This window comes from Kitasatospora sp. NPDC090091, assembly GCF_044747365.1.
Lineage (GTDB): Bacteria > Actinomycetota > Actinomycetes > Streptomycetales > Streptomycetaceae > Kitasatospora.
The window spans coordinates 1-20,199 of the sequence record NZ_JBIVDY010000022.1 but is presented as its reverse complement, the minus strand read 5'-3'; the positions used below and the strand labels follow the sequence as shown (position 1 = coordinate 20,199).

At 74.1% G+C, this 20,199-nt stretch carries 17 protein-coding genes; 10 read left to right on the top strand and 7 right to left on the bottom strand.

The features are described 5' to 3' along the window. The first annotated feature begins 73 nt into the window (after positions 1–73). Positions 74–3,031, top strand: coding sequence for a BTAD domain-containing putative transcriptional regulator (locus tag ACIPSC_RS30890; RefSeq protein WP_400830406.1), 2,958 nt, complete (start codon positions 74–76; stop codon positions 3,029–3,031). A 75-nt stretch (positions 3,032–3,106) separates the two neighbouring features. Here ACIPSC_RS30890 and ACIPSC_RS30885 read toward each other — a convergent pair whose 3' ends face one another. The 4 genes from ACIPSC_RS30885 to ACIPSC_RS30870 all read right to left on the bottom strand — a co-directional run bounded on the left by ACIPSC_RS30885 (position 3,107) and on the right by ACIPSC_RS30870 (position 7,690). Further along, entirely contained in the window at positions 3,107–3,256 is a 150-nt protein-coding gene (locus tag ACIPSC_RS30885; RefSeq protein WP_238861752.1) for a hypothetical protein, read from the bottom strand. 263 nt (positions 3,257–3,519) lie between these two features. Then, positions 3,520–3,978 (bottom strand): nuclear transport factor 2 family protein, encoded by a 459-nt coding sequence (locus ACIPSC_RS30880; RefSeq protein WP_400830400.1) that lies wholly within the window; start codon positions 3,976–3,978, stop codon positions 3,520–3,522. Positions 3,979–3,992: 14 nt separating this feature from the next. Further along, a complete protein-coding gene (locus ACIPSC_RS30875; RefSeq protein ID WP_400830397.1) occupies positions 3,993–4,919 on the bottom strand; it encodes an NAD-dependent epimerase/dehydratase family protein in 927 nt (308 codons plus the stop codon). Next, on the bottom strand, positions 4,916–7,690 hold the full coding sequence (locus ACIPSC_RS30870) for an alpha/beta fold hydrolase (protein ID WP_400830393.1): 2,775 nt from the start codon (positions 7,688–7,690) through the stop codon (positions 4,916–4,918). Before ACIPSC_RS30870 ends, ACIPSC_RS30875 begins: the two co-directional genes overlap by 4 nt. A 542-nt stretch (positions 7,691–8,232) precedes the next feature. Between ACIPSC_RS30870 and ACIPSC_RS30865 the strand changes: the two genes are divergently transcribed. Continuing rightward, positions 8,233–9,072: a LuxR C-terminal-related transcriptional regulator gene (locus ACIPSC_RS30865; protein WP_400830390.1), complete on the top strand. Its 840-nt coding sequence runs from the start codon at positions 8,233–8,235 to the stop codon at positions 9,070–9,072. A 91-nt stretch (positions 9,073–9,163) separates the two neighbouring features. Further along, entirely contained in the window at positions 9,164–9,949 is a 786-nt protein-coding gene (locus ACIPSC_RS30860) for a TrmB family transcriptional regulator sugar-binding domain-containing protein (RefSeq protein ID WP_400830388.1), read from the top strand. A gap of 154 nt (positions 9,950–10,103) precedes the next feature. On the opposite strand, the gene ACIPSC_RS30855 is transcribed toward ACIPSC_RS30860, so the two are convergent. Continuing rightward, on the bottom strand, positions 10,104–10,310 hold the full coding sequence (locus ACIPSC_RS30855; RefSeq protein ID WP_400830385.1) for a DUF6269 family protein: 207 nt from the start codon (positions 10,308–10,310) through the stop codon (positions 10,104–10,106). A 255-nt stretch (positions 10,311–10,565) separates the two neighbouring features. Next, entirely contained in the window at positions 10,566–14,489 is a 3,924-nt protein-coding gene (locus ACIPSC_RS30850; RefSeq protein ID WP_400830383.1) for an amino acid adenylation domain-containing protein, read from the bottom strand. Positions 14,490–14,869: 380 nt separating this feature from the next. Here ACIPSC_RS30850 and ACIPSC_RS30845 point away from each other — a divergent pair, with 380 nt between their 5' ends. The 3 genes from ACIPSC_RS30845 to ACIPSC_RS30835 all read left to right on the top strand — a co-directional run bounded on the left by ACIPSC_RS30845 (position 14,870) and on the right by ACIPSC_RS30835 (position 15,888). Then, on the top strand, positions 14,870–15,118 hold the full coding sequence (locus ACIPSC_RS30845) for a hypothetical protein (protein ID WP_400830381.1): 249 nt from the start codon (positions 14,870–14,872) through the stop codon (positions 15,116–15,118). Between the two features lie 102 nt (positions 15,119–15,220). Beyond that, complete coding sequence (locus tag ACIPSC_RS30840; protein ID WP_238861761.1) at positions 15,221–15,424, top strand: hypothetical protein; 204 nt, start codon at positions 15,221–15,223, stop codon at positions 15,422–15,424. Then, positions 15,421–15,888, top strand: coding sequence for an SsgA family sporulation/cell division regulator (locus ACIPSC_RS30835; RefSeq protein WP_400830378.1), 468 nt, complete (start codon positions 15,421–15,423; stop codon positions 15,886–15,888). Before ACIPSC_RS30840 ends, ACIPSC_RS30835 begins: the two co-directional genes overlap by 4 nt. Before the next feature lie 158 nt (positions 15,889–16,046). Here ACIPSC_RS30835 and ACIPSC_RS30830 read toward each other — a convergent pair whose 3' ends face one another. Continuing rightward, positions 16,047–16,457, bottom strand: a complete 411-nt coding sequence (locus tag ACIPSC_RS30830; protein ID WP_400830376.1) for a DUF5997 family protein — start codon at positions 16,455–16,457, stop codon at positions 16,047–16,049. Between the two features lie 69 nt (positions 16,458–16,526). On the opposite strand from ACIPSC_RS30830, the gene ACIPSC_RS30825 reads away from it, so the two are divergent. The 4 genes from ACIPSC_RS30825 to ACIPSC_RS30810 all read left to right on the top strand — a co-directional run. Next, the gene (locus ACIPSC_RS30825) at positions 16,527–17,375 is read left to right on the top strand and encodes a LysR family substrate-binding domain-containing protein (protein WP_400830533.1); all 849 of its coding nucleotides are present in this window, start codon (positions 16,527–16,529) and stop codon (positions 17,373–17,375) included. A 258-nt stretch (positions 17,376–17,633) separates the two neighbouring features. Further along, a complete protein-coding gene (locus ACIPSC_RS30820) occupies positions 17,634–18,761 on the top strand; it encodes an alpha/beta hydrolase (protein WP_400830372.1) in 1,128 nt (375 codons plus the stop codon). Between the two features lie 178 nt (positions 18,762–18,939). Further along, complete coding sequence (locus ACIPSC_RS30815; protein ID WP_400830370.1) at positions 18,940–19,221, top strand: heavy-metal-associated domain-containing protein; 282 nt, start codon at positions 18,940–18,942, stop codon at positions 19,219–19,221. A 130-nt stretch (positions 19,222–19,351) separates the two neighbouring features. Continuing rightward, on the top strand, positions 19,352–20,199 hold an 848-nt coding region (locus ACIPSC_RS30810; RefSeq protein WP_400830367.1), incomplete at its 3' end, for a cation transporter.

Here is a 20,199-nt window from a genome sequence, read left to right as displayed (position 1 = left end):
ACGACCAATCTTGGAAGATCAACAACGGATGCGGGCGGCTCACCACACGGCTGCGCCCGAGGGGAGGGGACTGATGCTCCAGGTGGTTTTCAGGATCCTCGGCCCCCTGGACGTCCAGGTGGACGGCCGACCGGTCCCGCTCTCCGGAGCCCGACAGCGCACCATCCTCGCCATGCTGCTGCTCTCCGCCAACCACGTCGTCTCGGTCGACACCCTCGCCGAGGCCGTCTGGCAGGGCTCGCCGCCGACCACGTTCGTGAACCAGATCGCCATCTGCGTCTCCGGGCTGCGCAAGGCCTTCAAGGCGGCGGTCGGTGCGGACGACCTGATCGTCACCTCCCACCCCGGCTACCTGCTCGCCACCGGCGGCCACCGGATCGACGCGGCCGAGTTCGAGGAACTGGTGGCCGAGGCCCGCGACGCGCGCGAGCGCGGGCGCACCGCGGCGGCGGCCGGGCTGCTGGAGCAGGCGCTCGGCCTCTGGCGCGGCCGCGCGCTCGAAGGCGTGGCCGCCGGGCGGGTGGCCGCCGAGGCGGCCCGGCTCGACGAGCAGCGCCTCGGCGTCCACGAGGAGCTCACCGCACTCCGGCTCGACCTCGGTCGGCACCGCGAGCTCATCGGCGAGCTGACCTCGTTCCTCGCCGAGCACGGGCTGCGCGAACAGTCCCGGGCCCAGCTGATGCTCGCCCAGTACCGCTCAGGCCTGCGGGCCGAGGCGCTGGAGACCTACCGGGACGCCCGCCGGCTCCTCGCCGACGAGCTCGGCATCGAACCCGGCCCGCGGTTGCGGCAGTTGCACGACGCGGTGCTCGCCGACGAGGCCTGGCTGGCCGCGCCGGCCGTCGCGCCGACGGCCGGGGGAACGGCTCCGGCCCCGGCCCCGGCCCCGGACCCGGGACCGTCGGCCGTCGGCGGCCCGCGGCCCGGCTCTGCGGCAGTCGCAGGCCCCGCGGACCCCGGTGCGGAACGGAAAGGATTCCATTCCGCTTTCGAGCCCGTTTCACAGCGCCGCGGCCGCCCGCGGCAGCCCGCCGTCCCGGCGGCCAGGACCCGGGGCACGGACCGGCGCTCCGGGCCCGGCGAGGTCCCGCCCGCCCGGTCCCCGCAGAACGTCCAACCGGCCGCGTCCGCACTGGAGTTCCGGCTGCTCGGGCCGGTCGAGGCGACCGCCGGAGGCCGGGAGATCCCGCTGGACGGCGCCAAGCAGCGCTCCGTCCTGGCCGCCCTGTTGCTGGCCGACGGCCGGCTGCTGCCCGACGAACGGCTCTCCACCCTGATCTGGGGCTGGGACCCGCCGGCCACCTGGACGGCCCAACTGCACACCTACGCCTCCCGGCTGCGCGGGCGGCTCGGCCCGCTCGTCGATCTGGTCCGGCGCGGCCCGGGCTACCGGCTGGACATCGGGCCGGCCCGGCTGGACCTGCGCGAGTTCCGGCGCGACGCCGACCTCGGTCACCGCGCCCTGGAGAACGGCTCCTACGCCCGAGCGGCCGAACTGCTGTCCGCCGCGCTCGGGCAGTGGCGGGGCGAGCCGCTCACCGGCGTCACCCCGCAGCTCGCGGAGAAGGAGCTGCCGGGCCTGGAGGAGAGCCGGCTCGCCGTGCTGGAGGACCGCATCGAGGCTGAGCTCGCCCTCGGCGGGCACCGGGCGGCCGTGCCCGAACTGCTCCGGCTGGTCGCCGAACACCCCACCCGGGAGCGGCTGCGCGGGCAGCTGATGATCGGCCTGTACCGCTGCGACCGGCAGGGCGACGCGCTGGAGGTGTACGAGGCCGGGCGGCGGCTGCTCGCCGAGGAGCTGGGGGTGGACCCGGGTCCGGCACTGCGCCGGCTCCACCACCAGGTGCTCACCGGGGACCTCACCCACCCCGGGGTGCCCGAGCGGCCGGCCGCGGTGCTGGCACCGGCCGCCCGGTCCGGTGCCGCGCCGCCGCCCGGCACCCGCCCGGCCGGCGCCGTACCGGACGGCGGGGAGGAGCGCGGCGGGCTGGTGCCCGCGATGCTGCCGCCCGCCACCGCCGACTTCATCGGCCGGGAGCGCCACCTCGCGGCCCTGGCGGCCGCCCTGCGCGGCGTCCGGCCCGACGGCCCGGCGTCCGCGGCCGCCGTCGAGGACCCGGCCGCCCCGGCCGGACCGGTGGTGCTGACCGGCGGCGCCGGGACCGGCAAGTCCGCGCTCGCCGTGCACGCCGCCCACCTCGTCCGGGACGACTTCCCGGACGGGCACCTCTACGCGGACCTGAGCACCCCCGACGGCACCCCGCGCGACCCCGGCGCCGTGCTCGGCGGCTTCCTGCGCGCCCTCGGCGCCGACGAGCCCGAGCTGCCCGACGCCCTGGACGAGCGGGTCCGGCTCTATCGCAGCCGGCTCGCCGGCCGGCACGTCCTGGTGGTGCTGGACAACGCCGCCGACGACCGCCAGGTCCGCCCGCTGCTCACGGCGGAGAGCCGCAGCCGGACCCTGGTCACCAGCCGGGCCGCGCTCGGCGTGCTGGAAGGGGCCCGGCGGTTCCAGGTCGGTCCGCTGGACTTCCCCGGCGCCTACCAGCTGCTCGCGGCGGCCGGCCGCGAGCGGGTGTCCGCCGACCCGGCCGCGACCGCGCGGATCGTCGAGCTGTGCGAGCGCCTGCCGCTCGCCCTACGGGTCTGTGCCGCCCGGCTGGCCGCCCACCCGCACTGGTCGCCCGCCCGGCTCGCCGACCGGCTCACCCCGGCCGAGCACCGGCTGGACGAGCTGCGCCTGGGCGACCTCGACGTCCGGGCCCGGCTGCGGTACGGCCTGCCCGGTCTGGACCCGGCCACCCGGGCCGCCCTGGGCGTGCTCGCCCGGGCGGGCGCCGACAGCTGGACCCCCGCGGACGCCGCCGCCCTGCTCGGCGCGTCCGAGCGGGACGCCGAGGAGGTCCTGGAGGCGCTGACCGGGGCCAGGCTGCTCACCGCCGCCGAGGACCGCGCCGAGCTGCGCTACCGCTTCGCCCCGCTGGTGCGCCTCATCGCCCTGGAGGAGTGCCGGACGGCCGTGGCGGTCTGAGCGGCCGCCCGGGCCGTCCGCCCCGCACCGCGCGGGGCGGACGGCCCGGCCTCCCCCTGCGGGGCAGGGCAGGCCCTACCCGCAGCCGCCGGCGTGGCCGACGTCCAGACTGCGTGCCGGCAGCGCGACGGCCAGTAGATCCGGCTCGCTGAGCAGCAGTTCGAGATCGAGGTACTGCGGCCACTGCCGTTCTTCGACGGCGGTGTCGGTGCTCGTGGTCTCCATCGTCGCCTCCGGACTCCGTGCTTCTCGGTGGAGAGAGCATGGGTCCGGCGGCTATGGCGCCCCTATCTATCCTCTGCGGATCGCCTCTGTCGTTCGGCGGATCCGGTGAGAGCGCGAATATAGAAATTCTATGGAGACTTGAGGCAGGGTTTCGGCGGGGCCGTCCGGGCCGGTGCGCCGCGAGGCGCCCCGGATGGGGCGGCCCCCCGACCGCGGCCCGGATGGCCCGTTCCGCCGTCGCCCGTCCGTGGATCGGCCGTCGGTCAGCCGTCGATCAGCCCGGCGAAGACGACGGTGTCGAAGATGTCCTCCATCCGCACCGCCCGGCCGTCGCGGAACGTCCACGAGTGGACGAACGACAGGGTCTCGGTGCGCCCGCTCAGCGAGGTGACGGCGCGGACGCCGAAGACCACCACGCGGTCGCCGGAGCGGATGAACTCCTGCGGCTCCAGCCGCATCCCGCCGAGGACGGTCGGCACCTTGGCCAGGAACTCGCGGACGCCCGCGTGGCCCAGCTTGGTGCCGCCGAGCCCGTACGGGGCCAGGCCGTCGGGGTGGACCCACTCGATGCCCGGGTCCATGGTCGCCAGCAGTGCGGCGAGGTCCCGGTCGTGGAAGGCCCGGTAGGCGGCGCGGACGACCGCGAGGTTGTCGTCGGCGCCGTGGCGGTCGGTGCCGTCGAGGTCATCGGCGACGGAAGGGGCGGCGTGGTCGACACTCATCAGGATGGCTCTCCTCAGCGGCGGATGTGCTCGGGGTACAGGGCTTCGAGGGTCAGGCGGATTCCCTCGCGCCAGTCGACCTCGCACGGGCCGGTCAGCGCGCGGCGCCGGCTCGGGTCGAACTGGTAGGTCTCCCGGGTGACTTCGCTCGGCACCAGGTCGGCCGGCACTCCGGTGAGCTCCTCGATGTAGCGCAGACAGTCGGTCATCCCGACCGCCTCGTCGCCGCCCCAGTTGACCAGGGTCGCCGGTACCGAGGCCGCCGCCCACAGCTGCGGCACCTGCCGGACCAGGTCGCTGGTGTACAGCAGCGAGCACCAGTTCTGGCCCTCCAGCGGGACCGGGATCGGCTGGCCGGCGAGCATCCGCTGGAAGTACAGCATCGGCACCCCGCCGTAACCGCCCGGTCCGTAGGCGATGTTGAGCCGGGCGATGGTGGTCGGCAGGCCCAGCACCCGGGCGAGCGCGCGGACCGCACCCTCGGTGGCGATCTTGCCCACCGGGTAGGCCGGCAGCCAGTCCGCGACGCCGTCGATCGGGTCGTCCTCGGTGTAGGCGTGGTCCAGCGTCTGCCGGGCGTAGAGCGCACCGGTCGAGACGTAGAGGAAGGACTCCGCGGTGCGGCAGTGCGCCATCAGCCGGCCGGTGGCCGAGACGTTGACGTCGATCGCCCGGTTGAAGTCGCCGTCGTCGCCGCGCCGGACCGCCGAGTGGATGACGTGGGTGAAGTCCTCCGGCACGCCCTTGAGCGCGTACTCGCTGTCGTCCTCCATGTCCCAGCGCCAGGTGGTGATGCCCCGCGCCCGCAGCTCGTCCTCGACGCCCGGGGTGCCGAAGCGGCCCAGGCACCAGACCTCGTTGCCCTGTTCGGCGAGCGCCTCCGCCACCGGCCGGGCGACCTGACCGGTACCGCCGGTCACCAGGATCTTGCTGCCCTTCACTTGCCCTCTCCCATCGCCAGGTCCAGCTCCTTGCGCAGAATCGCCTGGAACGCCGCCACGTGCTGCGGGCTCATCAGCGTGTAGTGCTCGCCGGGTACTTCGACGTACCGGTTCGGCTCCTCGGTGAAGTCGTCCCAGCGTCGCAGCTCGTTCTCCAGCCAGTCCTCCTTGGTGCCCCGCAGCGGGATCGCGTAGAAGACCGACATCCGGCGGACGCTGCCCTCCGGCCGGTAGCTGCGGCCCAGGTCGGTGAGCCGGTCGGCGAGCTCCGCCCAGGCGGCGAACTTCTCCGCGTCCAGGTCGAGTTCGGCGATCCGGTCGGCCGGAGCGAGGGCCAGCAGGCGGTCCAGCTGCAGCTCCCGGGGGAGCCCCCGCAGCCGGGCGGGCAGCTCCCGGGCCTGCTTCTTGTCGACGAGCGCCAGGAAGAAGGCCAGGTTGACGGCGGTCTCGGCGAAGTCGAGCTCGTCCATCCGGTACTTGATGTTCGGCGGCAGGTTGAAGCTGCCGACGAAGTCGACCCGCTCGCCCTCCGACTCCAGCACCTTGGCGATCTCGAAGGCGACCGCGCCGCCGTAGGAGTAGCCGGCCACGGCGTACGGGCCGTGCGGCTGCCGGGCGCGGATCGCGGCCACGTAGGTGTCGACCATCTCCTCGAAGGTCCGGAACGGCTTCTCGCCCTCGTTGAACCCGCGGGCGCGCAGCGCGTAGAACGGCCGGTCCCCCACGAAGTACTGGGCCAGGTTGACGAAGACCAGCACCTCGCCGACCCCCGGGTGGACGCAGAACAGCGGCGTCTTGTCGCCGCTCAGCTGCATCGGCACGATCGGGTCGTAGGCGGTCTCGTCGGGCCCCCGCAGCCCGGCGAGAGCGCGCGCGAGCGAGCGTACGGACGGTGCGGTCAGCACCGTGATGATCTGCAGGCCGTCCGCCCCCAGCCGCTCCGCGACCTTGCTGCGCAGCCGCAGGATGTCCAGCGACGTGCCGCCGAGGTCGAAGAAGCTGGCGGTGGCGCTGATCCGGGCCGGGTCGAGGTCGAACAGTTCGCCGTAGATCTCGGTGAGGACCCGCTCCGTCTCGCCCTCCGGCGCGGTGTAGCCGCCGAGCCGACGATCCGTCAACTCCTCTACCGCGCCGATCTGCTGCGCGTAGCAGCCGGTCTCCAGGCGGTGGCGCATCAGCGCCCGCTGGATCTTGCCCAGGCTGGTCTTGGGGAAGGCGTCCTTCGGGAGCGGCAGGATCAGCGCCGGGCGGAAGCCCCAGTGCATCACCACGGTGCTGCGTACCGCGGCCAGCACCCGGTAGCGGCCGGCCTCGTCCTCCTCGGGCACCTCGCAGTGGAAGGCCACCACCAGCTGCTCGGTGTCGGCACCGGCCGGGCGGGTGGGAAAGGCTGCGACGAACGACCTTGCAACGCCGTCCAGTTGCTCCAGAGCGGTCTCGATATCGTGGCTGAAGTAGTTGACCCCGTTGACGATCACGCTGTCCTTGCTGCGGCCGACGAGGGTGAGCCGGCCCTCGTCGATCCGGCCGAGGTCGCCGCTGCGGAACCAGCCGTCGGCGGTGAAGGCCCCGTGGGTGGCCGCCTCGTTGTTGTGGTAGCCGCGGGTGATCATCGGTCCGCTCAGCTGGAGTTCGCCGACCTCGCCCTCGGGCAGCGCGCGGTCCTCCGGGTCGGCGACCCTCATCCGCAGGCCGGTCACCGGCGTGCCGAGGTTGGCGAACTCCTGGCCCTCGTCGCTGTGCGGGAAGCCCAGCGAGTAGATGCTGCCGGCGCAGGTCTCCGTCATCCCGAACGCGGGCCAGAGGGCGTCGCGGCTCAGCCCGTACGGCGCGTACCGGTCGAGGAAGGCGGTGCCGGTGGAGCAGACCACTGCCTCGCCGCCGCTGACGATGTGCCGCAGCCGGGAGAGGTCCAGCCGCTCCCGGTCCGCCGCCGGCATCCGGTCGGCGGCCGCGTTCAGCAGGCCCAGCAGGAAGTTCGGGGTGAAGGTCATGGTCACCCCGTGCTCGGAGATCAGTCGCAGGAACTCCAGCGGCTCGCCGAGCACCACCTGGGCCGGTACGTGGACCTGCCGGCAGCCGACGGAGAGCGGCAGCAGGTGGCACTCCAGCAGGGCGGCCACGTGGTCGAACGATACCCAGTTGAGGCTGGTGTCGGCGGCGGTGAGCCGGTGGTAGCCGTTCTTCGCGGACATCGACGCCAGCAGGTTGGCGTGGCTGAGCTCCACGGCCTTGGAGTTGCCGGTCGAGCCGGAGGTCAGCACGAGGACGGCGACGTCGGAGGGCTGTGCCCGGTGCGGCTCCTCGTCGGCCGCCGCGCCGCCGCCCTGCCCGCCGTCCTCGCGCAGGGCGGTGAGCGTGGTGACGCAGAGACCGTCCACCCGCGGCAGTTCGGCCGCGAGCGCCTCGCTGGTGATGACCAGCGGCTGATCCAACAGGTCCTTCACGTGAGCGAGTTGAGCGGCCCAGCGGTCCTGGTCGCCGCGCAGCGGCGCCATCGGGCAGGGGACGAAGCCGCCGAGCACGGTGGCCCAGAAGGCGGGCAGGAAGTCGGGGTGCTGCTCCAGCAGCAGGACGACGTTGTCCCCGGGGCGCAGGCCGCGGGCGCGCAGGCCGGCCAGCAGAAGTCTTGCCTCGTCGAGGAGCTCGGGGTGGGTCTGGTCGCGGTGGCCGGTGCCGGCGCCGCCGGAGCAGTAGCGGACACCGTGGTCGGGCTGCCGTTCGGCGGCAGTGAGAAGCAGATCGGCGATGGTCTGGGTGGGGATGTCCATCGTTCTCTCCATGGCTCGGTGGATCTCAAGGCGGTCAAGCGGGGGAGAAGGGCGTGCGTCGGCGCATGCCGGCGCAGCGGTGGACCGGGTGGGGCGAGGGGCGGAACGGTGACCGTCGGACCGGAGGTGGCCGCCGGGGTCACGGTGAGAACGTAGGGCGAGTCTCCACCGCCCGAGTGGGCGGTGGCCTGAAACGGCTCGGGACGCTACGGGTGGTGAGTGGGGGGTTGCCCGCGGTGGCGGAAGCGGAGTGGTCGACCATCTGTTCGGGCATGCGGTGGCATCTTCTTGCCTCGCGTGTGACAGGACTGCGCGCCCCTCGAAGGGCCTGGTGTAGCGACCGGTTTCAGCCTGCGCACATTCGTTGACGCTCAGGGACGGAAGAACTAGTGTCAGCGATGATCTATGTCCCGTCGCACGACCCTTGTCATTCGTGACGAACTGTCAAGTGCCGATCCGGTGGCCGGTGTACCGCACGGCCGGCGCCGCCGGCCCGGGTCGTGCGCAGGGAGTAGTACGGGGTGGATCAACGGGGGCGAGGAATGGTGGAACAGAAGAACGCGGCTGCCCTGGAGGCGGCGATTTCGCAGGTCCATGCGGAGCGGGTGGAGCAGGCGCTGCTCCAGGCCCGCGCCCTGATCGAGTCCACGGTCTCGCTGCACCGGCGACGGTCGGGCGGTCCACCGCCCGTCGCGCGGACGGAGGCCGAGGCGCTCGGCGAGGCGCTCGAACAACTGGTGAGCGGCGCCCGGCGCTCCGTGGGCCTGGCGCTCCCCACCACCGGCGAGTTCGCCGTTCGTGCCGCACCCGCGTTGGCCGCACTGGCCGCCCAGTGGTCCGCGGACCAGGCGCGTGCCTCCGGCGGCGGTCCCGCCACCCCGTCCGTCCAGGAGGGACTGGTGGTCCGGGTGCTCTGCGTGGGCAGCGGCATCGACACCGCCATCGCCCTGACCCGCCGGCTGCGCGGCCCCCGGGTCGAGATCAGGGTCTCCGAGACCGAGCTGCGCGAGGCGTTGATCGTCGACGGCCGCGGCGCGCTGGTCCGCTCCGGGGCCGAGCACAGTGGCGGCAATGCCGTCACGGTCAACGACCCGGCCGTCGTCCGCGCGCTCGACCTGATGTTCGCCAGCGCCTGGACGCGCGCCCGCCCGCTCGTCGACCACCTGGGCCTGAGCCCCCGGCTGGTCAAGGACCCGGCCCGCCGCATCCTGGAGATGCTGAGCGAGGGCCACACCGACGAGGCCGCCGCCCAGGAACTGAACGTCTCGCTGCGGACGTACCGCCGCCACGTGGCCGAAATCATGCGCGAACTGGGCGCCAACTCCCGCTTCCAGGCGGGAGTGCGGGCCGTCGAACTGGGGCTGTTGTCCACCCATGGCTGAGACGACCGGAGCAGGCCCCCGAAACGGTGGGGAACAGGCCCGCGGCGCGGGAGAGCCGACTGGCACAGCCGTCGGGGAGACGAGGAGCACGGTGTCGAACCAGGCGGAGGACGAGCTGGAGGAGGCCCTGCTCGAAGTCAGCGCGATGATCGAATCGACCGTCGCCATGCACCGGGACCGCTACTCCACCGACCGGATGCTCAGCAATGTGGAGGGCGATTACGACGCCGTGCTCGACACCGCGCACGAGATCATCGTCGGGGCCTCGACCAGCATCGACATCGTGCACGCCCGGCGCGTCGCCGGCGAGGGCCGACAGGGGCGCTCCGAGCGGCAGTTGCTCTACAGTGCCGATCCGGCCGTCGGCGTGCGGCTGCTCAGCTCGCCCGAGATGCTCGACGACGAGTTCGTCCGCGAGCAGCTCGGCCGGGAGCGCCCGGTCGCGGTGCGCGTGGCGAGGGTCCCGCCGCTGCAGGCGATCATCGCCGACGGGACCACCGCGCTGGTGGTCACCGGCACGGCCGTCGCCCGCCGCGCCTCGGTGATCCGGGTGCCCGAGGTGATCCACACCCTGCACATCCTCTTCGACAACGTCTGGCGCACCGCCGTGCCGGCCAACGAACGGATCGTCTTCGGCGACCGCGCGCGGGCCGCCTTCGCCCGCCAGATCCTCGGCGCGCTGCGGGCCGGTGTCACCGACGAGGTCGCCGCCCGCGACCTGACCGTCTCGGTGCGCACCTACCGGCGCTACGTGGCGGAGATCATGGCCCTGCTCGGGGCCAACTCCCGCTTCCAGGCAGGGGTGAGAGCGGCCGAGCTGGGCCTGCTGCCCCCGTCCGGCCCGGACGGGCGGGCGCCGACCCGCAGCGGCGAGTAGCGCGGCCGGCCCGGCGGCCCACCGCCGGGCCGCCGACCGCTGCCCCGCCCGCGTGCGGGTTCCCGGTGCCTGCGACGTCATGCGCGGCATGCTAGGGGCACCCGGTTTCACGACTCTTTCGCTCCTCTTTCACGGGGCTCCCCCCGCCCACGGCTCACTCATCCTCGGCCTCTGGCGGCTGCGCCGGCTGCGAGGCGATCAGCTCGGTGAGCACGTCGATGTACCGGGCCAGCACCTCTCCCCAGGGCGCGTCGCCGGCCCGCAATTCGGCTTCCTGCTCGGCGTCGTGGTCCTGTTCGATCTGTTCCAGGACGGCAAGCGGGTGCGGGATCTGGACGGGGTCGAAGCGGTCGTCGCTCAAAGTTTCCTCCTGAAAGTGGCGCCGTTCCCATGGTGCCCCCGCGCCCTCAGGTTTCCCTTGACCCATATGGTCTTCCTTGCGAGAGCCTATATTCGCCGTCGCCCGGTTCGGACGCATAGCGCGATGCTCCCGGTTCCCCCTCGGCCGCACCGTCGTACACCATGTCAACTCGCTGTCAATCGAGGCTCTGAAACAGCGAATTGAACGGCGCGGCGCCGCCGGGAGCCACCCGGCGGCGCCGCACCCGCGCCCGGCTCAGCTGCCCGGGCGGCCGTGGATCGCCTTGACCAGCTCGTCGATGCCCTGCTCCCGCAGCACGCCGTAGTGGTCGCCGGCCAGCGACAGCACGGTCGGCGGCGCGCTGGAGTAGCCGGACCGGCCCTCCAGGAAGGCGTACTCGTCGCCGGTCGCCTTGACGATCGTCACCGGGGCCTCCAGCCGCCGTTCGGCCAGCTCGCGGAAGCTGTACTCGAACTCGTAGGTCTCCCCGACGATCCGGGTGATCCGGCGGATCAACTCCTCGTCCAGCTCCGGGAAGCGGCGGTGGACGAAGGCGGTGAAGCCGTTCTCGTCCCGCACCTGGGCGAGGCAGGCCTCCAGCCCGGGCCCGCTGATCGAGCCGGCGAACACCGAGTACAGGATGGTCAGGTAGGCCGGGTTGCGGTACGACGACTCGCGCCCGTACCGCTCGCCGTCCGCCCGGCGCACCTCCGGGTTGCCGGGGCAGATCAGCAGCAGGTCCGCGACCCGCTCGCCGGCCTGCTCCAGCTGCCAGGCGGTCTCGAAGGCCACCCGGGCCCCGAAGGAGTACCCCCAGAGACTGTAAGGGCCTGCGGGCTGCACCCGGCGGATCTCGGCGAGGTCGGCGGCGGCCGTCTCCCGGACGGTCGGGTACGGCGTCTCGCCGGCGTTCAGGCCGTACGCCTGGACGCCGTAGAACGGCCGGCCCGTCCGGCCGCCGAGCAGCCGCAGGTTCATCGGGTAGCCGCCGAGCCCCGGCCAGCAGAACACCGGAGCGCCGGCGCCCTCGCGGTGCAGTGGCACCAGCCGCGAGGCAGGCTCCCCGGCTCCGGCGTCGATCCGGGCGGCGAGGTCCGCCAGCTTCGGGCTGCCGAACAGCACCTGCATCGGCAGGTGGGTGCCGAACTCCCGGTTGACCCGGTTGATCAGCGCCACGGCGCTCAGCGAGTTGCCGCCGACGGCGAAGAACTCGTCCTCCGCCGAGACGTCCGGGTACTTGAGCGCCGCGGCCCAGGCCTCGGCGAGCCGCTGCTCGGTCGGCGTCGCGGGGGCCACGAACGGGCCGCCCACCGCTGTGCCGCGGACCTCCTCCCGGGCGGCCAGCGCCTTCAGGTCGACCTTGCCGTTGGCGGTCAGCGGCAGTTCGTCCAGCACCAGCACCCGGTTGGGGACCATGTAGTCGGGCAGCAGCGTGGCCAGGTCGTCCCGGACGATCTCGGCCGGGCCCTTCATGTGGACGGCGTCCTCCACCATGCCCTCGCTGCGGATCTGCTCCTCGCCGACCCGCCCGCCGAGGAAGAAGTACGACGGGCCGGTGGGGATCCCGCACTCGGTGAGCACGGCGTCGATCCGCCGGGCCGACGGCAGCGGGTGCCCGGACTTCGAGCTGTAGCCCGAGGACATCAGCCCGAGGCCGAGCGCCACGCCCCGGCGCTGCAGGTGGTGCAGCTCGGTGCCGAGGTCGAGGTAGGCCAGCCAGGGCTGCCCGGCCCGGCCGAGCGCGGTGATGCCGAACGCCGCCCGCCGGTAGACCTGCTGGTTGATCGCGATCACCTGCCGCGACTCCACCAGCGCGTCCGAGATCCGCGCCAGGGCGCCGTCCGCGTAACGGTACTGCCCGGCGGGCAGGCCCTCGACCCGGCCCGGATGGGCCTGGAGGAGGAGTTCGGTGCGGCGCGGCGGGGCGAGGCCGTCCTCCGGGGCGATCGTGAAGCTCCCGAGGTAGTGGTCCTCCGGCGCGACGTCCAGCCGGTCCTGGACCTCCGGGTGGTGGCCCAGCGGCCGGATCGCCAGTCCGTACCCGGGCAGCACCTCCTCGAAGACGCCCACCATGTGGCCGGCCTCGAACTCCAGCACCTCCCGGATGTTGTTGCGGTACACCGGCTCGATCGCCCCGCGCCGGCCGAGGAAGTGCACGGCCAGGCCCGGGCCGCCGGCGGCGGCGTCGCCGACCCGCACCAGGGTGTGCTCCACGGGGTGGTGGTAGTACACGCCCGCGGGGAGCCCGGCCGGGCCGCCGGTGCCGTCGGTCTCCAGGTAGAGCTGGGTGGCGTAGAGCGCACCGGGCGAGGCGTAGGCGTACTTCGGCAGCAGCCGCTCCTCGCTGTGGAACTGCCCGAACCACCGCAGGATCGTGCCGAGTTCGGCGAGGTCGGGCCCGTCGGTGCGGCGCGCGGCCGGGGCTGCCGGGCGCGGGGCCAGCAGCGCGAGCAGTTCGTCCCGGGTGACCGGCCCGTCCTGGTAGCGGCGGTAGGTCTTGCGGGCGAACGTCTCCCGGCGCTGCCGCTCGGTCTCCCGGCGGCCGGGCAGTGCCACCACGGGCCGGCCGGCGAGGTCGTCCGCGGTCCGGACGCCCGGGTCCGAGAGCTGGGCGCGGACCTGGACCCGGCCGGCCTTGGACTGGTGGTGGCCGCCGTGGTTGCCCTGGTCCATCAGGGCCGCCTCGCGGGGGTTGAGCTCGATGCAGGCGACCAGGGTCGGCCGGCCGGTCCGCGGATCGCCGGTGACCACGGCCGCGGCCCGCCGCACCCAGGTGTGCTCCTCGACGGCGAGCGCGACCTCGTCCAGCTCGACCCGGTAACCGCGCAGTTTGACCTGGTTGTCGGCCCGGCCGGTGCACTGCAGGGTGCCGTCCGGGTTCCAGTGGACGAGGTCGCCCGTGCGGTACAGCCGCTCGCCGGGCAGGTGCGGCGAGGAGACGAACCGCTCGGCCGTCAGGTCGGGCCGGTGCAGGTAGCCGCGGGCGAGCTGGACGCCCGCGAGGTGGAGCTCGCCGGTCGCGCCGGGCTCGACGGGTGCCAGGTCCTCGTCCAGGACGAAGCAGCGGGTGCGGTCGACCGGCAGCCCGATCGGCACCGATCCGGCCTCCCCGCCGAGCTCGTCGGGGTCGACCAGGTGCGCGGTCGCGTTGATCGTGCACTCGGTCGGCCCGTAGAGGTTGACCAGGGACGCCTGCGGCAGCGCGGCGAGCACCGACCGCGCCAGGCGGCGGGAGAGCGGCTCGCCGCCCGAGTACACCCGGCGCAGCGAGGTGCAGCCGGCCAGCTCCTCGTTCTCCACCAGGGCCTGGAGCAGGGTGGGCACGCACTGCAGGGTGTTCACGCCGTGCTCCCGGACGACGGCGACCAGGCGCTCGGGGTCGCGGTGGATGCCCGGTGCGCCCATCACCACCCGGGCGCCGGCGGCCGGCGCGAGGATCTCCCACTGCGCCGCGTCGAAGCTCATCGGCGTCTTCTGCAGCACCGTGGTGCCGGGGCCGAGGTGGTCGTGGGCGCCCAGCCAGCGCAGCTGGGAGACGATGCTGCGGTGCTCGATCATCACGCCCTTGGGCCGGCCGGTGGAGCCGGAGGTGTAGACGACGTAGGCCAGTGAGGAGGGGTGGGGGCCGGGGGCCGGCTCGCCGGGGCCGTGGCTCTGACCGGGGATCGGGTGCGCGCCGGGCTCGGTGTGTGCGTCCGGCGGGGCGCCCGGCCCGGGCGGCGCGGTGCGGCCGGCCGGGATTCCGGGGTGCGCACCCGCGACGAGGATCCGGGTGCCGTGCGGCGCGAGGTCGGCCAGCCGGGCCCGGAGGTGCTCCTGGGTGACCACCACTCCGGTCCGGCTGGACTCGATCATGTAGCGGATCCGCTCCTCCGGGTACTCCGGGGAGAGCGGCAGGTACGCGGCCCCCGCGCAGAGGATGCCCCAGACCCCGGTCATCAGCTCCAGCGACGGCTCCACGAACAGGCCGACGCAGTCGTCGGCACGCACGCCGAGGTGGTGCAGGCGGGCGGCCAACGCGTCGGCGGCCGCTTCGAGCTGCCGGAACCCGAGGCGCTCGCCGTCGGCGACGACGGCCGTGGCGTCGGGCCGCTCGGCGGCCTGCGCGCGGAGCAGGTCCGGCAGGCACTCGGCGGTGCGGGTGTCGTACGGGGCGAGCAGCGCGGACTGTGCGGTCATGGTGGGACCTCGGTGGTGGGTGCGGACGGGAGGAAGATCGCCCGGCGAACCGGACTGCCGTCCACGCTCCGCCACCCGCTGTCCCGAACACCTGGGGCACCGGCCGCCTTTACCGCCCGGATCGGTCCCGGCCCCGCGCCCGGCCGCCGCACGGGACCGTCCCGGCCCGCCCGGGCCCCGTCCCGGGCGCGCGTCGCCGACGCCCCGGGCCGGCCCGGGCGGCGGGGGAGCACCCGCCCGGGCGTCAGGGAGCCGTCAAGGAGCGGCCGCCGGGCGTACGGCCCGCGTCAAGGGCGGCCGCATCCGCGGCGGGTGCGCGCTCCACTGGAGTCACGGGCCCGGACCTGCGGCCCGCAGCCATCCGGAAGGAAGCGCCCGCCATGAGTGAGAACCGGACCGTCGTCGCCGTCGCCGAGCCGAACGCCCTGCCGTTGCGCCGCCGCGTCGCCGCCCCCGTCCTCGCGACGGTCCCGAGCAGGGCCGTGCGCCGGGACCGGGCCGTGGCCCGGGACGAGGCCTGGTCCGAGGATGAGCCCGAGCGGATCGCGGCCGCCGCGGAGCCGGGCGACGAGCTCGCGCTGCGCACCCGGGCCGCCCACTGCCGGATCGCCGTGCAGTACGTCGACTGATCACCGCACCGCGCGGTTGCGCGGCGACCGCGGGGGTCGCCCCGGGGGGTGGGTGCAGCCGGTGGAGGGTTACCGCCGGTGGGGTCCGTCGTTCTCCAAGGCATGAGAAGCGACCGCCCCGCCCTGGCCATCGCCAACGAAGAAACGATTCTGCACGAGCAGGTGCCGATCTTCGCCCACCTCGTCGCGGTCTGGGCCCGGTGCGGCCGCACCGTCCCCGGCCGGGCCGACGACGAGTGGCATGAACTGCTCCAACCACCGCGGTTCTTCCCCCCGGCCCCCGCAGCCCCGGGGGAGCCGGAATGACCGACCGGGAGACCCCGCAGGTGCCCCCGCAGCGCTCCGGCGCGGCGGCCGCCGCCATGGACCTCGACCTGCGCACGGTGGTCTGCCCCGGCCTCAGCGTCCTGGTCAGGGCGCGGCTGCGGTACCACCAGGCCGAGCCGTACGCGGTCTACCTGGACAGCCACGTCGACCGGGACGAGCCGATCACCTGGATGTTCGCCCGCGAGCTGCTGGCGGCCGGGCTGGAGGGACGGACGGGGGTCGGCGACGTGTCGGTGCACCCCGGCGTGGGCAGCGAGGCCGGGACGGTGTTCATCGCGCTGGGCGGGGACGAGAGCTCCGTCGTGCTGCGCGCCCGGGCCGCCGAGGTCAGGACCTTCCTCGGCCACACCGAGTGCGTGGTGCCGTACGGGCGCGAGCGCGAGTTCGTCGACCTCGACGTGCTGCTGCGCCGCCTGCTGGAGCCCGGCCCGCCGGAGGCGTGAGCCGGGGCTCCGGCCGCGGGCGGGCACGACGCGTGGGCCGGGCGCGTGGGCACGACGCGCGCCCCCGGGGGCGCCGGCCGACCGCGGGTGCGCCGCCGGCCCGGGCCGGGGTGGCCCGGGCGGCCGGGTGGCGGCTCACCGCCGGCCGGCGACGGGCGTCAGCGGCCCTTGGCGGCCTGCTCGGCGGCCTGCTTCTCCTGCTTCTCCTTGATCCGCACGGTCTCCTTGCGGACCTCGGCCTGGACGGCGCGCTCCCGCTCCAGCCAGGACGGGTTCTCCTCCTTGAGCGCGTCGATCTGCGCGGTGGTGAGGGCCTCGGTGACGCCGCCGCGGGCCAGGCCGGAGACGGAGACGCCGAGCTTGGCGGCGACCACCGGGCGCGGGTGCGGGCCGTTGCGGCGCAGGTCGGAGAGCCACGCCGGCGGCTCGGTCTGCAGGGCGTTCAGCTCCTCGCGGGAGACCACGCCCTCCTGGAACTCGGCGGGGGCGGCGTCGAGGTAGATGCCCAGTTTCTTGGCCGCCGTGGCCGGCTTCATGGTCTGGGTGGTCTTCGGCTTGAGCGATGTCATGGTCACCAGGGTAAGCGAGTGCGTGGCGTACCCGGTCACGGTCGGTAGCCTTGCTGCGTGACAGAGAGCGTGACAGAGATGCAGGCGAGCCCCTCGTTCCGGCTGGTGTACGTGCCCGGCGTGACGCCCGGTAAGTGGGTCCGGGTCTGGGAGGAACGGCTTCCCGACGTCCGGCTCGACCTGGTCGCGGTGCCGGTGGAGGAGGGCGAGCCGACCCTGCTGGGCGGCGGCGCGGACGCCGGCCTGGTCCGGCTCCCGGTCGACAAGGACAGCCTCAGCGCGATCCCCCTCTACACCGAGACCACGGTCGTCGTCTTCCCCAAGGACCACTGGCTGGCGGCGGCCGAGGAGGTGCCGGTGGCGGACCTCGCCGACGAGGTGGTCTTCCACCCGCAGGACGACGCCCTCGGCTGGGGGGCCGCCCTGCCCGGGCGCCCCGCGATCGAGCGCCCGGCGACGACCGCGGACGCCGTCGAGCTGGTCGCGGCGAACGTCGGGGTCCTGCTCGTCCCGCAGTCGCTGGCCCGGCTGCACCACCGCCGGGACCTCACCTACCGCCCGGTCCCGGACGCGCCGCAGTCCCAGGTGGCGCTCTCCTGGCTGCAGGACCGGACCACCGACCTGGTGGAGGAGTTCATCGGCATCGTCCGCGGCCGGACGGTGAACAGCTCGCGCGGGCGTGGCCAGTCGGCCCCCGCCGAGCAGCCGAAGCAGCAGCCCCGCGGCGGCGCCGGCAAGCCGGCGGGCGGGAAGACGGCGGGCAAGTCGGCCGGGGCGAAGTCGGCGGGCGGCCGCTCGGGCGGCGGGAAGACCGGCGGCGCCCGGTCCGGCGGGGGCAAGACCGCCGGGGGCAAGGCCGGCACCGGACGCTCCGGAGGAGCCAAGCCGGGCGCCCGCCGGGGCCGCCCCGGCCGGTAGGCGCCCGCCCCGGGCGGTAGGCCCCGCCCCGGCCGGTGGCGCACGCCCCGGCCGGGGCTCCGGCCCGCCCGCCGCGCCGTTCCCAGGAAGCTCCCAGGAAGGGGCAACCGAACAGCCGTTCCCTGCTGTCATCCAGTGAGACCGGGCACACGGGCCCGGACGGCAGCACAGGAACCGGGCGCGAACGCAATGAGACTGACTGGTACTCCCTTCCTCGTTCTCACGGTCGTCCTCTTCGGGGCGTCGATAGCGCTGGCCATGGCGCAATGGCTGGGCAGAGGGCCCCTGTTCGGGGCGGCGCGGGCGGTGGAGGGGCGGCGCGCGCCGCTGCGCGTGCTCTCGTACTTCGGCACGGTGCTGCTCTGTCAGTTCACCGCCGTGGCCATGGTCTTCGTGATCGTCAACAACGAGAACCAGCTCTACGACAGCTGGGGCGACCTGCTGGGCACCTCCAGCCACGTGCGGGCTGTGCCGGTGCCGCCCAAGGACGAGGGCCTGGCCGGCGACCGGGCCGCCGCCCCCGCCGCCACCCCCGGCGGCCCGACCGGCGGCCCGTCCGGGACCCCCGTGCCGAAGGTGGCGCAGGCCTTCCACGCGCCCGACTCGGACGCGGTGCCCAGGAGCGTGAAGCAGGCCGACCTCAAGGGCCGGCTCTCCGGCGTCGACGGCGAGGTCCTGGTCTGGACACCGCCGCAGTACGACGACCCCGCCTACAAGGACAAGACCTTCCCGGTGGTCGAACTGCTCGTCGGCTACCCCGGATCCTCCAGCGCCTGGTTCGGCGACACCATGAACGCGACCGGCCAGCTCGAAGGGCTGATGAAATCCGGACAGGTGACACCGTTCATCCTGGTCTCACCACGCGTCACCCTCCTCGGCGGCACCGACACCGGCTGCGCCGACATCCCCGGCAAGGTCAACGCCGAGACCTGGCTCTCCCGGGACGTCCCCCAGATGATCGTCGACAACTTCCGCGCCGACACCACACCGGACCGCTGGGCCCTGTCCGGCTACTCCGCCGGCGCCCACTGCGCCCTGCGGCTGGCGCTCGCCCATCCGAACCGGTACCGCGCCGCGATCAGCATGTCGGGGTACAACAACCCGGCCGGTGAGCCGTCCTCGCTGACCGGCAAGGACCCGAAGCTGCGCGAGAGTGCCAACCCGCTCCACATCCTGACCCACGCCCAGACGCCGCCGAACGTCGCGCTCTACGTGACCGGCAAGCGCGGTGACGGGCTGGAGGACGCGACCGCCCTGCAGCAGGCGGCGAAGAGTCCGACGACCGTGACGCCGTTCGAGACCACCGGCGCGCACCTGACGTCGACGTGGAAGCCGCTGGTCGTCCCGACCTTCACGTGGCTGACCGGGATCATCCCGCCCCGCTGACAGAGCTTCTGACGGTTTGACAGTTCTTCCAGAGCCCGGCCGGGGACTCACCGGCCGGGCTCCTCCGTGCGGTGAGACGGTTGCGAGTCATACCCCCTAGGGGTATAAAGAACTCATCGCGAGTCGATACCCCCCATGGGTATAGCGATCGAAGCCGCCCACCGCACCGGAGGAAACCATGTCCTGCTGCTCCAGCAACGGCACCTGCTCCACCACCGCCACCGTCGAGCCGGCCGTCGGCGTCACCGCGGTCACCGCCGTCTACGCGGTGGCCGGGATGACCTGCGGCCACTGCGAGCAGGTCGTCGGCAAGGCCGTCGCCGGGCTGCCGGGCGTCACCGCCGTCTCGGTCGACGTCCGGGGCGGCCTGGTGACCGTCTCCGCGGAGGCCGAGCTCGACGACGCGGCCCTGCGTGCCGCGATCGACGACGCCGGCTACGAGCTGACCGGCCGCGCCTGACCGCTCCGGCCCCCCGGGCTCAGGTACCCCCCGGGGGTTTCGGGTCGCGGGCCGGCCGGGGCGATCTCCCCGCCCACTGGTCCGGCCCGCTCCCCCCGATCCGTCGCACGACCACTCACGAGGAGTCCAGATGACCACGCAGGCACCCGCCTCCACCGAGGTGGAACTCCGGATCGGCGGCATGACCTGTGCGTCGTGCGCCGCCCGGATCGAGAAGAGGCTCAACCGGATCGACGGTGTGACCGCCACCGTCAACTACGCCACGGAGAAGGCGAAGGCGGTCGTCGAGGACGGTGTCGGGGCCGCCGACCTGATCGCCGCCGTCGAGGCCGCCGGCTACACCGCCGTCGTCCCCCGCCCCGCGGTCGCAGAGCCGGCCGGGGCCGCGACCGCCGGGGCACCGGACGGCGCCGCACCCGGCAGCGGCGCGCCGGACGATCAGGCGCTGCTGCGGCAGCGCCTGATCACGGCGCTCGTGCTGGCCGTCCCCGTGGTCGCGATGGCGATGGTGCCGGCGCTGCAGTTCACGAACTGGCAGTGGCTCTCGCTCACCCTGGCCGCGCCGGTGGTCACCTACGCCGCCTGGCCGTTCCACCGGGCCGCCTGGACCAACGCCCGGCACGGCGCGGCGACCATGGACACCCTGGTCTCGCTCGGCACCGGCGCCGCGTTCCTCTGGTCGCTCTGGGCGCTGTTCTTCGGCCACGCCGGCATGCCGGGCATGCGGCACGGCTTCGAGCTGACCGTCGCCCGCAGCGACGGCTCGTCCAACATCTACCTGGAGGCCGCGGCCGGCGTCACCGCGTTCATCCTGGCCGGCCGCTACTTCGAGGCCCGCTCCAAGCGCAGCGCGGGGGCCGCGCTGAAGGCGCTGCTGCAGCTGGGCGCCAAGGACGTCTCGGTGCTGGAGAACGGCCGCGAGGTCCGGCTGCCGGTCGACCGGCTGGCCGTCGGCATGCGGTTCGTGGTGCGTCCGGG

What these genes read in the sequence shown, in the direction of transcription:
- ACIPSC_RS30885 (WP_238861752.1), bottom strand. Translation starts at nt 3,256, where the DNA reads ATGGAGACCACGAGCACCGACACCGCCGTCGAAGAACGGCAGTGGCCG.
- ACIPSC_RS30870 (WP_400830393.1), bottom strand. Translation starts at nt 7,690, where the DNA reads ATGGACATCCCCACCCAGACCATCGCCGATCTGCTTCTCACTGCCGCC.
- ACIPSC_RS30865 (WP_400830390.1), top strand. Translation starts at nt 8,233, where the DNA reads ATGGTGGAACAGAAGAACGCGGCTGCCCTGGAGGCGGCGATTTCGCAG.
- ACIPSC_RS30850 (WP_400830383.1), bottom strand. Translation starts at nt 14,489, where the DNA reads ATGACCGCACAGTCCGCGCTGCTCGCCCCGTACGACACCCGCACCGCC.
- ACIPSC_RS30830 (WP_400830376.1), bottom strand. Translation starts at nt 16,457, where the DNA reads ATGACATCGCTCAAGCCGAAGACCACCCAGACCATGAAGCCGGCCACG.
- ACIPSC_RS30880 (WP_400830400.1), bottom strand. Translation starts at nt 3,978, where the DNA reads ATGAGTGTCGACCACGCCGCCCCTTCCGTCGCCGATGACCTCGACGGC.
- ACIPSC_RS30840 (WP_238861761.1), top strand. Translation starts at nt 15,221, where the DNA reads ATGAGAAGCGACCGCCCCGCCCTGGCCATCGCCAACGAAGAAACGATT.
- ACIPSC_RS30845 (WP_400830381.1), top strand. Translation starts at nt 14,870, where the DNA reads ATGAGTGAGAACCGGACCGTCGTCGCCGTCGCCGAGCCGAACGCCCTG.
- ACIPSC_RS30815 (WP_400830370.1), top strand. Translation starts at nt 18,940, where the DNA reads ATGTCCTGCTGCTCCAGCAACGGCACCTGCTCCACCACCGCCACCGTC.
- ACIPSC_RS30820 (WP_400830372.1), top strand. Translation starts at nt 17,634, where the DNA reads ATGGCGCAATGGCTGGGCAGAGGGCCCCTGTTCGGGGCGGCGCGGGCG.
- ACIPSC_RS30890 (WP_400830406.1), top strand. Translation starts at nt 74, where the DNA reads ATGCTCCAGGTGGTTTTCAGGATCCTCGGCCCCCTGGACGTCCAGGTG.
- ACIPSC_RS30835 (WP_400830378.1), top strand. Translation starts at nt 15,421, where the DNA reads ATGACCGACCGGGAGACCCCGCAGGTGCCCCCGCAGCGCTCCGGCGCG.